The sequence below is a fragment of the Malikia spinosa genome, assembly GCF_002980625.1.
In the GTDB taxonomy this organism is placed as follows: Bacteria; Pseudomonadota; Gammaproteobacteria; order Burkholderiales; family Burkholderiaceae_C; genus Malikia; species Malikia spinosa.
On sequence record NZ_PVLR01000012.1, the window covers coordinates 143,365 to 155,670 of the forward strand.

Annotated in this window: 12 protein-coding genes; 7 read left to right on the forward strand and 5 right to left on the reverse strand. The window is 68.9% G+C overall.

Translation table 11 applies throughout. The annotated features are described in order from the left end of the window. Window position 1: 1 nt before the first annotated feature. The 3 genes from C6P61_RS05070 to C6P61_RS05080 all read left to right on the forward strand — a co-directional run bounded on the left by C6P61_RS05070 (window position 2) and on the right by C6P61_RS05080 (window position 4,577). On the forward strand, window positions 2–625 hold the full coding sequence (locus C6P61_RS05070; RefSeq protein WP_105728839.1) for a non-canonical purine NTP pyrophosphatase: 624 nt from the start codon (window positions 2–4) through the stop codon (window positions 623–625). After that, window positions 622–1,818, forward strand: a complete 1,197-nt coding sequence (gene hemW, locus C6P61_RS05075; RefSeq protein WP_105728840.1) for a radical SAM family heme chaperone HemW — start codon at window positions 622–624, stop codon at window positions 1,816–1,818. The genes C6P61_RS05070 and hemW overlap by 4 nt, the downstream gene beginning before the upstream one ends. Before the next feature lie 101 nt (window positions 1,819–1,919). Then, the gene (locus C6P61_RS05080; protein WP_105728841.1) at window positions 1,920–4,577 is read left to right on the forward strand and encodes a DUF349 domain-containing protein; all 2,658 of its coding nucleotides are present in this window, start codon (window positions 1,920–1,922) and stop codon (window positions 4,575–4,577) included. Between the two features lie 28 nt (window positions 4,578–4,605). Here C6P61_RS05080 and C6P61_RS05085 read toward each other — a convergent pair whose 3' ends face one another. Genes C6P61_RS05085 through C6P61_RS05105 form a run of 5 tightly spaced genes read right to left on the reverse strand, consistent with a single transcriptional unit; the run spans window position 4,606 to window position 8,027 of the window. Beyond that, window positions 4,606–5,466, reverse strand: coding sequence for a M90 family metallopeptidase (locus tag C6P61_RS05085; protein ID WP_105728842.1), 861 nt, complete (start codon window positions 5,464–5,466; stop codon window positions 4,606–4,608). A 54-nt stretch (window positions 5,467–5,520) separates the two neighbouring features. Then, window positions 5,521–6,339 carry a UDP-2,3-diacylglucosamine diphosphatase gene (locus tag C6P61_RS05090; protein WP_105728843.1) on the reverse strand — a complete coding sequence of 273 codons (819 nt, stop codon included), beginning with the start codon at window positions 6,337–6,339 and terminating at the stop codon, window positions 5,521–5,523. Continuing rightward, the gene (locus C6P61_RS05095; RefSeq protein ID WP_105728844.1) at window positions 6,329–6,835 is read right to left on the reverse strand and encodes a peptidylprolyl isomerase; all 507 of its coding nucleotides are present in this window, start codon (window positions 6,833–6,835) and stop codon (window positions 6,329–6,331) included. The genes C6P61_RS05090 and C6P61_RS05095 overlap by 11 nt, the downstream gene beginning before the upstream one ends. A 2-nt stretch (window positions 6,836–6,837) precedes the next feature. Further along, window positions 6,838–7,437 carry a peptidylprolyl isomerase gene (locus C6P61_RS05100; RefSeq protein WP_105728845.1) on the reverse strand — a complete coding sequence of 200 codons (600 nt, stop codon included), beginning with the start codon at window positions 7,435–7,437 and terminating at the stop codon, window positions 6,838–6,840. Between the two features lie 35 nt (window positions 7,438–7,472). Then, a complete protein-coding gene (locus tag C6P61_RS05105) occupies window positions 7,473–8,027 on the reverse strand; it encodes a tetratricopeptide repeat protein (protein WP_146114966.1) in 555 nt (184 codons plus the stop codon). A gap of 154 nt (window positions 8,028–8,181) precedes the next feature. Between C6P61_RS05105 and cysS the strand changes: the two genes are divergently transcribed. Genes cysS through tilS form a run of 4 tightly spaced genes read left to right on the forward strand, consistent with a single transcriptional unit; the run spans window position 8,182 to window position 12,251 of the window. Next, window positions 8,182–9,564, forward strand: a complete 1,383-nt coding sequence (gene cysS / locus C6P61_RS05110; protein WP_105728846.1) for a cysteine--tRNA ligase — start codon at window positions 8,182–8,184, stop codon at window positions 9,562–9,564. Window position 9,565: 1 nt separating this feature from the next. After that, a complete protein-coding gene (locus tag C6P61_RS05115; RefSeq protein WP_105728847.1) occupies window positions 9,566–10,252 on the forward strand; it encodes a DNA-3-methyladenine glycosylase family protein in 687 nt (228 codons plus the stop codon). Window positions 10,253–10,291: 39 nt separating this feature from the next. After that, entirely contained in the window at window positions 10,292–11,281 is a 990-nt protein-coding gene (locus C6P61_RS05120) for an acetyl-CoA carboxylase carboxyltransferase subunit alpha (protein ID WP_105728848.1), read from the forward strand. Further along, window positions 11,259–12,251: a tRNA lysidine(34) synthetase TilS gene (tilS, locus tag C6P61_RS05125; RefSeq protein ID WP_105728849.1), complete on the forward strand. Its 993-nt coding sequence runs from the start codon at window positions 11,259–11,261 to the stop codon at window positions 12,249–12,251. The genes C6P61_RS05120 and tilS overlap by 23 nt, the downstream gene beginning before the upstream one ends. Window positions 12,252–12,306 lie beyond the last annotated feature (55 nt).

The following is a 12,306-nucleotide window of genomic DNA, read 5'->3' on the forward strand; positions in this document are numbered from 1 at the left end:
AATGACAGGTAGAAAACTGGTGCTGGCGTCGAACAACGCCGGCAAGCTGGTCGAGTTGCAGGCCATGTTCGGGTCGCTGGGGGTCGAGCTGATCCGCCAGGGCGAGCTTAATATTCCCGAGGCGCCCGAGCCGCACCGCACCTTCATCGAGAACGCGCTGGCCAAGGCGCGCCATGCGGCGGCCCTGAGCGGCCTGCCGGCGATGGCCGATGACGCCGGCCTTTGCGTCGACGCCTTCGGCGGCCTGCCGGGGGTCGATACCGCCTATTACTGCACCCAGTTCGGCTACGAGAAAAGCGACGCCAACAATGTGCTGGCCTTGCTCGAACAGTTGCAGGGGCAGGGCAACCGGCGCGCCGCCATGGTCAGCACCCTGGTCGCGGTGCGCAGCGCTGACGACCCCGAGCCGCTGGTCGCGAGCGGGCGCGTTGCCGGCCTGATCACCGAGCAACCGATCGGCGACAACGGCTTCGGCTTCGATCCGGTGATGTACATCCCCGAGTTCGGCCAGACCTTTGCCCAGCTGCCCAACGAGGTCAAGAACGCCAACAGCCACCGCGGCCGCGCCGCGCGCGCGATGCTGGCGCTGATGCGCGAGCGCTGGTATCCGGACGCTGCCGCATGAACCAGTCCGTCATCCAGCTGCACCGCCTGGGCCAGCTGCAGCTGTCGGCCCTGCCGCCGCTGTCGCTCTATATCCACCTGCCCTGGTGCCTGAAGAAATGCCCCTATTGCGACTTCAACTCGCACGAGGCCAAGGGCGAATTCCCCGAGCAGCGCTATCTCGACGCGCTGCGCGCCGACCTCGAATCCAGCCTGCCGCTGATCTGGGGCCGCAGCGTGCACAGCGTCTTCATCGGCGGCGGCACGCCCAGCCTGTTCTCGCCCGACGCGATCGACCGCCTGCTGTCCGACGTGCGCGCGCTGCTGCGGCTCGAAGCCGACACCGAGATCACGCTCGAGGCCAATCCCGGCACCTTCGAGAAGGACCGCTTCAAGGCCTTCCGCGAGGCCGGCGTCACGCGCCTGAGCGTGGGCGTGCAGAGCTTCGACGACCGCTTCCTGCAGGCGTTGGGCCGGGTCCACAGCGCCGACCAGGCCCGGGCCGCGCTCGACGAGGCCGCGCGCCATTTCGAGACCTTCAACATCGACCTGATGTATGCGCTACCGGGCCAGACACTGGCCGACCTGGACCGCGACCTCGACATCGCGCTGGGCTTCAATCCGCCGCATCTGTCGGTCTACCACCTGACGTTAGAGCCCAACACCTATTTCGCCAAGTTCCCGCCCGCCTTGCCGGACGAGGACCTGGCTTACGCGATGCTGGACCGCATCACCGAGCGCACGGGACAAGCCGGGCTGGCGCGCTACGAGGTCTCGGCCTATGCGCGCGCGGGCCACCGTTGCTTTCACAACTGGAACTACTGGCAGTTCGGTGACTACCTCGGCATCGGCGCCGGCGCGCATGGCAAGCTCAGCTTTGCGCACCGCGTGCTGCGCCAGGTGCGCTGGCGCGACCCGCAGCTCTACATGGACAACGCCCTCAAAGGCCAGCCGATGGCCAGCGAGGAGGAGGTCGCGCCCGGCGAGCTGCCGTTCGAGTTCATGCTCAACGCACTGCGCCTGCGCGAGGGCTTCCCGCTGGCGCTGTTCAACGAGCGCACCGGATTGCCGCTGAGCCGCATCATGCCGGCGCTGCAGCAGGCCGAGGCCAAGGGCTGGATCGAGCGCGATCTGGCCCAGCTGCGCCCGACCGAACGCGGCTTCGATTTCCTCAGCGATCTGCAGGAACTGTTCCTGCCCGACGAAGGCAGTTGAATCCGGTTTCCCTGTCTGGCAAAGACAGGCGACAATAGCGCATTACCCATGCCGGGGCGAAAGCCGCCCCGCGCGTCTAATTTCTGAATACTGTTCGCGTCGTGAATACCTCCAAGCCTTCCTCCAAGCCCGCCGATCTCTCGCAACTCGACGCCCTCACGGGCGGAGCCTTCACCGCGCCGACCTCGGGCGAGCGCGCCGCCCGCCTGCGTGAGTGGCTGGCGACCGAGCCTTCGGTCGACCAGATGGCCGAGGTCTACCGCGAGCTGTCGCACCGCGACAAGGGCGCGGCCAAGGCGCTGAAGGAAAAGCTCGACGAGCTCAAGCGCGCCAAGGCGCAGGAAGCGATCGCCGAGGAATGGGCCGCCAAGGCACGCGTCCTGATCGAGCAGCCCTGCCTGAACCTGGCTGATGCGATGGCCTGGCAGCGCGATGCCGCCAAGGCCGGCGCACCGCTGTCGCGCGAGCCGCTGGCCGGCCTCAAGGCCGCGCTGGCCGAGCGCATGAAGGCGGTCGAAGACCTGCAGCATCGGGTCCAGGTCGAGCGCGAGACCGCGCTGCTGCTGGCCCAGCGCATCGAGGTGCTCTCGACCAAGCCCTGGCGCGAGGCCCAGGCCTTGCTCGAGGCCCTGCGCGCCGATGTCACGCAGTGGCAGGCCGCCGCCGACCAGTTCAATGCCGATTCGGCCTGGAACAGCCTGGACCCCAAGTTCCCCAAGCAGCTCGACGCCTCGCGCCACCAGCTGACCCTGGTCTGGGAAGCCTTCTGCGCCGCGCTCGAGCAGGCCGCCGCTGCCGCCGAGAACGCCGAGGCCCCGCTGCCGGCGGTCCCGGTCTGGGCCGACGAGCTGCGCCTGGCGCGCGGTGAAGTCCCGGCGGCCGTGGCTGCCGTGGCGGCTGCCGCTGCTGCAGTCGAGATCGACCCGGCCCAGCTGGCACTGCTGCAGGCCAAGGCGGCCGAAGTCGTCGGCGCCGCGCTCGCCGCGCTGCAGCAGAACCTGGCCGAAGGCCACAACAAGGCCACGCCCAAGGCGGTTTCGGTGCTGCGCAGCGCGCTCAAGGAGCATGGCCGCCATGTCGCGGCCGAACTCGAGCCTCTGATCCAGGCCACGCTGGCGCAAGCCGGTGAACTCGCCGGTGGCCAGCGCCAGCGCGCCGACCAGCTGCGCGAGGAGCTGCTGGCCAAGGCGCTCGAGCTGACCCAGGCCCCCGAAGGTCAGCGCCCGGGCGGCCGCAAGATCCAGGAAACGCTGCGCACCCTGCGCGAGCAGTGGAAGGCGACCGACCAGGGCGGCGCCCCGAACCACGCGCTGTGGAAGAAGTTCGACGAGGCCTGCACCGCCGCGCACAAGCTGGTCGAAGCCTGGCTCGGCAAGCTCAAGGAACAGAACGAGACCAGCCGCGCCCAGCGCCTGGCCATGATCGAGGACCTCAAGGCCTGGACCGTGGCACAGGCCGACAGCAGCGACTGGAAGGCCCAGCTGCGCGAGCTGCACGCCTTCTCCGAGCGCTGGCGCCAGTCGGGCCATGTCAGCGAGAAGCTCTACACCGAACTGCAGCCGCTCTGGAAAGCCGCGATGCAGTCGGCCCATGCGCGCCTGGAAGCGGCCCAGCACGAAAGCATGGCGCGCCGCCATGCGCTGATCGACGAAGCCAGGCAGCTGGGCGCCGCCCCGACCCTGCGCATCGACGCGGTCAAGGCGCTGCAGCAGCGCTGGCAGCAGGAGGCCCATGCCGTCCCGCTCGACCGCAAGCAGGAACAGAAGCTGTGGGAAGCGTTCCGCCAGCCGATCGACGAGGCCTTCGAGCGCAAGGGTTCCGAGCGCAGCAAGTCGGCCTCGGCCGTCAGCGAACATGACAAGATCGTGCTCGAGGCCGCCAAGGCGCTCGAGGCCGCCAACGCCGGTGGCGACGCGCAGCAGATCCGCGCGGCCATGCAGGCGCTGCAGGAAGCGATCCGCGGCCAGGCCGCGGCCATCGCCGCCGAGCAGGCCAAGCCGGCCGCTGTTGCTCCGGCCGAGCCTGCGGCTGAAGCTGCCGCTGACGCAGCGACCGAAGCCGCTGCCGATGAACCGGCCGCAGCTCCGGCCAAGCCGGCGCCCGCACCGCGCAAGATCGTTGCCGTGCGCGGCGACGACCGTCCCGGCATGGTCAAGGCCCAGCCGGCTGTCGCAGGCCGCCCGGGCGACCGGGGTCCGCGTGCCGGTGGCCGCGACGATCGCGGCGGCAGCCGTGACAGCCGCCGCGACGGCCCTGGCCGTTTCGAGCGCAGCGACCGTGCCGATTTCGAGCCGCGCGGTCCGCGCCTGGGCGACAGCGCTTTCCGCGCTCAGCGCGAGGCGATCGAGCATGCCGAGGCCGCGCTGCGCAAGCTCGCCGCGCAAGCCCATGGCGAAGTGATGACCCAGCTGCTGGGCGCCTGGGAGCAGCGTGACGCTGCCGCCCTGCCGGCCGCACAGGCCCTGGGTGGTCGGGTCGGCAATGCCCGCGCTACCTGGGCCCAGGCCCTGGGCCAGGCGCCGGCCGGTGCTTCCGCCGCCGAGAGCCTGCTGCGTCTCGAGATGGCCGCCGAGGTCCCGACCCCGGCCGAACAGCTCGACGCGCGTCGCGCGCTGCAGCTCAAGCTGCTGACCCGCCGCAACGACCCGGCTCCGGCCCAGACCTGGGCCCAGGACGTGGCCCAGGTGCTGGCCTCGGGCTATGACGCAGCCCAGGCCCGTCGCCTGCAGGCAGCGCTCAAGCTGCTGCTGCGCAAGTAAGGGTCTTGACTTTAGGCGGCCGCGCCTTTCAGCGTGGCGGTCGCCTGAAGAAGGCGTCGAGCAGCGCAGCGAGCGCTGGAAACTCGAGCCCAAAGCGCTCCCGCGCCACCCAGTAGGCCTCGCAGGTGCAGGCGAAGAACTCGGCCGGCGCCTGTGCCGCGTAGGGGTCGAGCCAGGGCGCCGGCTGGCCGAAGCGTTCGGCCAGTGCCAGCTGTTGGCAAAAATGCGCGTAGGCCGCGCTCCAGTCCTGCTGCCAGCGTTGGCGCGCAGCCGACGGCCCCAGCCCCATGAAGCCTGCCGGCAGCGGCGGGCAGCCATTGGCTGGCGTACCGGCCGGCTTGCCGCGCAGGTCGAGCTTGTGCGCGAACTCGTGGATCACCAGGTTGTGCCCTTGCGTCTGTGCCTGCCGGTCGCCCCTGACATGCGACCAGGCCAGCATCACCGGACCGCCGGCCATGGTTTCGCCGATCAGTGGCTCGCGCCAGTGGTGCAGCACGCCGGCCTCGTCGAGCGCCTCGCGCGGTGCCAGCACCTCGCCGGCATGCAACACGATGCCGACGAAATCGTCATACCAGTCCAGCGCATCGGGGCCCCAGTACAGCAGCGGCAGGCAGGCCTGGGCCGCGACGGCCAGCGCCATCGCGTCGCTGACCGCCAGGTCCTGTGCGCCATGGAATTCCTTGTCGGCCAGGAAGCGCGCACACAGCCCCTGCAGCCTGGCCTTTTCCTCGCGGCTCAGGTCGGCCAGGCAGGGCAGGTCGTGCAGAACCTGTTGCCAGAGCGCATCGGGTATGACGGTGGGGAGTAGCAGGCCGGGGCGGACCAGCCAGCGCCGGGCCCAGCCTGGCAGCCGTTGCAGCAGCTGGGTCCAGCGGCTTGGGGTGCTCATCGGCCAGTTGGTGTCATGGCAGCAGGTGGGGGTTCGAGCGGGTTCGGCCTGAAATCAGGCCGCCAGCGCGATCCGCTGCCAGCCGCCTGTGGCTTCTAGCCGCAGCGCTTCAGCGCGCGCGGGGCTGGCATCAAGGTCCCAGTCGCTCAGCACCAGCCGCTGCCGCCCGTCGCCCAGCTCGTGTCTGGCCGGCTGGTGGGTATGGCCGTGCACCAGCGTCGCGGCGCCACTGGCCTGCAGCCAGTCGCTGGCCGTCGCCGGGTCGACATCAGCCCAGTCCTGGCTTGGGTCCTGCTTGCGTGCCTCGCTTTGGGCGCGCAGGCCGCGCGCGAGCGCCGCGCGCTCAGCCAGCGGGCGTTGCAGGAAGGCGGTCTGCCAGCCGGGGCTGCGTACCTGGGCGCGGAATTCGAGGTAGTCGCGGTCGCCCAGGCACCAGGCATCGCCATGGCTCAGCAGCACCCGCTGGTTATTCCAGTGCAGCAGGGTCGGGTCGTCGAGCAGGGTGGCGCCGCTGGCGGCGGCAAAGCGCGATCCGAGCAGGAAGTCGCGGTTGCCGTGCATGACGTAGAGCGCACGCCGGGCCGAAAATGCGCGCAGATCGGCGCAGATGCCGGCCAGGAAATCATATTCGGGTTCGGTGGCCCGTTCGGCCGGAGCAGCGTCGAGCAGGTCGTCGCCGATCCAGACCTCGAACAGGTCGCCGAGGATCAAGAGCGCGTCCGCCTGGCAGCCCTGCAGGTAGCGCCTGAAGGCCTGCGCGGTGGCGGGCTCACCGGCCTGCAGGTGCAGGTCGGAGATGAAGTCGATTGCGCGCCAATGCGCCGGGGCGTTCAGTTCGCCCCAGCGCGCCGGCGCCTCGGGATCAGAGCGCAACGGCCTTTTCGATCACGACATCGGCCACCGGCACATCGCTGTGATAGCCCTTGTTGCCGGTCTTGACGCCGCGGATCTTGTCGACGATCTCGGTGCCCTGGACGACCTTGCCGAACACGGCATAGCCCCAGCCGCTCGGGGTCTCGCTCTTGAAGTTCAGGAACTCGTTGTCGGCGACGTTGATGAAGAACTGGGCCGTGGCCGAGTGCGGGGCGTTGGTGCGCGCCATCGCGACCGTGTACTTGTCGTTCTTGAGCTTGTTGTTGGCTTCGTTCTTGATCTCGGCGCCGGTGGGCTTTTGCTTCATGCCGGGCTCGAAACCGCCGCCCTGGATCATGAAGCCGTCGATCACGCGGTGGAAGATGGTGTTGTCGTAGTGACCGCTCTTGACGTACTCAAGGAAGTTGGCGGCCGAGATCGGCGCCTTCTCGTCGTCGAGTTCGAGCGTGATCACGCCGTGGTCCTTGATGTGCAGTTCGACTTGGGGCTTGGCCATGTTCATTTCTCCAATGTGGCTTTGAGGATGGTGACGGGGGTGGTCGGCAGGTCCTGGAACATGCCGCGGTTGCCGGTGCGGACCTGGCGGATCTTGTCCACCACGTCGGCGCCGGCAACGACCTTGCCGAACACCGCATAACCCCAGCCGTTCAGCGTCGGCTGGGTGTGGTTGAGGAAGCGGTTGTCGGCGACGTTGATGAAGAACTGGGCCGAGGCCGAATGCGGATCGTTGGTGCGCGCCATCGCGACCGTCAGCGGCAGGTTCTTCAGGCCGTTGTCGGCCTCGTTCTGGATCGAGGGCCGGGTCGGCTTTTGCTGCATGTCGGCCGTGAAGCCGCCGCCCTGGATCATGAAGCCGTCGATCACGCGGTGGAACACCGTGCCGTCGTAATGCTTGTCCTTGACGTACTGGACGAAGTTGGCCACCGTCCTGGGCGCCTTTTGCGCATCGAGTTCGAGCGTGATCACGCCCAGGCTGGTTTCGAGCTTGACGCGCGGCGCGGCCGTGGCCGGGCCGGCGGTCTGGGCCGAGGCGGGCAGGGCGGCGGCGATGGCCAGCGCGGCGCCGGCGACCCAGCGGGTCAGGGTTCTTCTGTGCATGGCTTGTCCTTGCTCAATCGATGATGTCGGTCGGATCAGCGCGCCGCGCCGGTTGTCGGCAGCTGCTGCAGGATCTGCAGCCGGGGCTGCAGCGCGGGATTGGCGGGGTCGAGCTCGAGCGCGCGCGCCCAGGCCCGGCCCGCGAGGCGGGCGTAGACATCGCCGAGGTTCTGCTGCGCGGTTGCATAGCCGGGGTTCAGGCGCAAGGCGGTCTCGAGTGCGGCCCGCGCCGCGTCGAGCCGGCCGGCGGCTGCCTCCAGCACCGCGAGGTTGTTGTACGGCTCGGGCAGCTCGGGAAAATCCTGCGTCAGCGCGCTGAAGGTGGCGCTCGCGGCCTCGGACTGGCCGCGCTGGCTTTGCGCCACGCCCTTGAGAAAGCGCAGCTGTGCGTCGTTCGGCTGCGTGGCCAGACCGGCCTCGGCCTTCTGCTGGGCCTGTTCGGCCAGGCCGGCGCGCAGCAGTCGCGCGACTTCCTCATGCGCCGCTGACTGGGCCTGCGCGGCGCCGACGGCCAGCCAGCAGCCCAGGCCCAGCAGGGTGTTGCAGGCGGCGGACCGGAGGCGGGCGAAACCGTGGTGGAAGCGTGGCATGGTGGCGTTGCGGCAAGGGGTGGGGCCGGCGGCGCGCCAAAACGGGCACAATACGCGACCTTGCGCAGTGCGGGACCGTCCAGCACGATCCCGTCAGCCTGCGCCGATATACTGCAAAAGATTGTATCTGAGGGGTCCTGCCCCCAAGCTCCCCATGACCTTGCGCATCTATAACTCGCTGACGCGCCGCGTCGACGACTTCTCTCCGCTCGAGCCCGGCCATGTGCGCCTCTACGTCTGTGGCATGACGGTCTACGACCTCTGCCATCTGGGCCATGCCCGCTCGATGGTCGCCTTCGATGTCGTACAGCGCTGGCTCAAGGCCAGCGGCTACCGCGTCACTTATGTGCGCAACGTCACCGATATCGACGACAAGATCATCGCGCGTGCGCTCAAGAACGGCGAAACCATCCGTGGCCTGACCGACCGCATGGTCGATGCGCTGCACCAGGACGCCGACGCGCTCAAGATCGAGCGCCCGACCTTCGAGCCGCGCGCGACCGACTATGTGCCGCAGATGCTCGACCTGATCGGCAGGCTGGAACAGAAAGGCCTGGCCTACCGCAGCGCCAACGGCGACGTCAACTACGCCGTGCGCCAGTTCGAGGGCTACGGCAAGCTGTCGGGCAAGAGCCTGGACGAGCTGCGTGCCGGCGAGCGCGTGGCCGTGGCCGACGACAAGCGCGACCCGCTCGACTTCGTGCTCTGGAAGGCCGCCAAGGCCGACGAGCCGGCCGAAGCCAAGTGGGACGGCGCCTACGGCCTGGGACGACCGGGCTGGCATATCGAATGCTCGGCCATGAGCTGCGAGATGCTGGGCGAGAGCTTCGACATCCACGGCGGCGGCGCCGACCTGCAGTTTCCGCACCACGAGAACGAGATCGCGCAGAGCGAAGGCGCGACCGGCCAGCCGCTGGCGCGGTTCTGGATGCACAACGGCTTCGTTCGCGTCGACAACGAGAAGATGTCCAAGAGCCTGGGCAACTTCTTCACGATTCGCGAGGTGCTGGCCAAGTACGACGCCGAGACGGTGCGCTTCTTCATCCTGCGCGCGCATTACCGCAGCGCGCTGAACTACAGCGACGCGCACCTCGACGACGCGCGCAACGCCCTCAAGCGCCTCTACACCGCGCTGGCTTCCGTCCCGGCGGCCGATGGCGCGATCGACTGGAACGACGAGTACGCCGCGCGCTTTCAGGCCGCGATGGACGAGGACTTCGGCACCCCCGAGGCGGTCGCCGTGCTGTTCGAGCTCGCCAGCGAAGTCAACCGCAGCCGCTCGGCCCAGCGCGCCGGCCTGTTGAAGGCGCTCGGCGCGATCCTGGGCCTGCTGCAGGAAGAACCGACCGCCTTCCTGCAAGGCGGCAGCGTGGCTGGCGGCCTCGATGAAGCAGCGATCCAGGCGCAGATCGAAGCCCGGACCGCTGCCAAGGCAGCCAAGGACTGGCCCGAGGCCGACCGTATCCGCAAGGCCCTGCTCGAGCAGGGCGTGCTGCTCAAGGACGGTCCCGCCGGCACGAGCTGGGAACGGGCCTGAAATGGCCAAGACCCCGATCGAGTCGGCCGCCTTGCCACTGGCCGAAGCGGCGGCGGGTGCAGCGCCACCGTTGCGCCCGCCCTACTGGGCCGAGGCCTGCCGTCACCTGATGAAGCGCGACCGCGTGATGAAGAAGCTCATCCCGCAGTTTCCGGATGTGACGCTGCAATCGCGTGCCGATCCCTTCACGACGCTGGCGCGCAGCGTGATCGGCCAGCAGATCTCGGTCAAGTCGGCGCAGGCGGCCTGGCACCGCTTCGTCAAGCTGCTGCCCGAAGTCAGTCCGGCCCGCGTGCTGGCGCTGGCGCCCGAGGCCATGCGGGCTGCGGGCCTGAGCGCGCGCAAGATCGACTACCTGGTCGACCTCGCGCGCCATTTCGACTCGGGCGACTTGCATGTCGAGGCCTGGCACGACATGGATGACGAGTCCATCATCCAGGAGCTGGTCGCGATCCGCGGCATCGGCCGCTGGACGGCCGAGATGTTCCTGATCTTCTACCTGTTGCGTCCCAACGTGCTGCCGCTCGATGATGCGGGGCTGATCCGCGGCATCAGCGAAAGCTATTTCTCGGGCGAACCGGTCAGCCGCAGCGAGGCGCGCGAGGTCGCCGCGGCCTGGTCGCCCTATTGCAGCGTCGCGACTTGGTATATTTGGCGCTCGTTGGATCCCGTGCCGGCGGCGACCTGAAGCGTTCGCGCACCATAGAACCGACCAAAGGAGTAAACCTTGGCGAAAAAGAATTTCCTCGACTTCGAGCAACCGATTGCCGAACTCGAAAACAAAATCGAAGAACTGCGCTATGTCCAGAGCGAGTCCGCGGTCGACATCTCGGAAGAGATCGAGCAGCTTGGCAAGAAGAGCCTGCAGCTGACCAAGGACATCTACAGTCAGCTGACGCCCTGGCAGATCACCAAGATCGCGCGCCACAGCGACCGGCCCTACACGCTGGACTATGTGAACGGCATCTTCACCCATTTCGTCGAGCTGCACGGCGACCGTCATTTCGCTGACGATCTGGCGATCGTCGGCGGCCTGGCGCGCTTCAACGGCCAGCCCTGCATGGTCATCGGCCACCAGAAGGGCCGCGACACCAAGGAGCGCGCGATGCGCAACTTCGGCATGACCAAGCCCGAGGGCTACCGCAAGGCCCTGCGCCTGATGAAGCTGGCCGAGAAGTTCAAGCTGCCGGTGTTCACCTTCGTCGACACCCCGGGCGCCTACCCCGGCATCGATGCCGAGGAACGCGGCCAGTCGGAGGCGATCGGCCGCAACATCTTCGAGATGGCGCAGCTCGAAGTCCCGATCATCTCGACCATCATCGGCGAGGGCGGCTCGGGCGGCGCGCTGGCGATCTCGGTCGCCGACCAGGTGCTGATGCTGCAGTATTCGGTCTATTCGGTCATCAGCCCGGAAGGCTGTGCCTCCATCCTCTGGAAGACCAGCGAGCGCGCCAGCGACGCGGCCGAGGCACTCGGCATCACCGCGCACCGCCTGAAGGCGCTGGGCCTGGTCGACAAGATCGTCAGCGAGCCGGTCGGCGGCGCCCACCGTGACCCGCAGGCCATGGCCGCCAGCCTCAAGCGCGCGCTGGCCGACGCCTGGCGCCAGCTGGCCGATCTCAAGACCGACGAGCTGATCGAGCGTCGCCACGCCCGCCTCAACAGCTACGGCCGCTTCACCGACACCAAGGCGGATGCCAAGGGCCGGCGCGGCTGACCATCCCTGCCTCGGCGCCCTGGGTGCCTGGGCGGCGCGCCATCCGCTGCCGCCCGAGGCGGCTGCCGCCAGCCAGCCCTGGGCCGTCGCCTACAGCGGTGGCGCCGATTCGACCGCCTTGCTGCTGGCTGCGCAGGCGCTGTGGCCGGGTCGGGTGCAGGCGCTGCATGTGCACCACGGCCTGCAGGCCGCTGGCGATGATTTCGAGCGCCATGCGCGCGCTGCCTGCTCCCGCCTCGATGTTCCGCTGACCGTGCTGCGCGTCGATGCGCGCCATGCGCCCGGTCAGAGTCCCGAGGACGCCGCGCGCCAGTCCCGCTACCGCGCGCTGGCCGCTGCAGCCCTTGATGCCGGTGCTGCCTGCGTGCTGCTGGGCCAGCATGCGCAGGACCAGGCCGAGACCCTGCTGCTGGCGCTGAGCCGTGGCGCCGGACTGCCGGGCCTGGCCGGCATGGCCGAGTCCTTCGAGCGCCATGGCGCACGCTTCGGTCGCCCGCTGCTGGCGGTCGATGGCCAGGCCTTGCGCGACTGGCTCGATGGGCAGGGCATTGCCTATGTGGTCGATCCGACCAATGCCGATCAGCGCTACACCCGCAACCGCATTCGCGCGCGTCTGCTGCCGGCCTTCGCCGAGTCGTTTTCCGCCTATGCGCAGACGCTGGCGCGCAGTGCGCGCCACGCCGCGCAGGCGCAGACCCTGCTCGACGAGGTCGCGGCACAGGACCTGGCGCTGGTCGGCGACCCACCCGTCATCAAGGCGCTGCAGCGTCTGAGCCGGGCCCGGCAGGCCAATCTCCTGCGCCACTGGCTGCGCCTGCATTGGCAGGCCGGCCCCAGCGAGGCCCAGCTCGAGCAGGCGCTGGAACAGATCGCCGCCTGCACCACGCGCGGCCATCAGATCCGGCTCAAGCTCGCCAGCGGCTATCTGCTGCGCGCCGGCGCCGGGTTGAGCTATCAGCCACCGATATAATTGAAATGTTTTGCGTCCGGCAGCCGGCGTCGCAAAAGTTTCACATTCCGGCCTT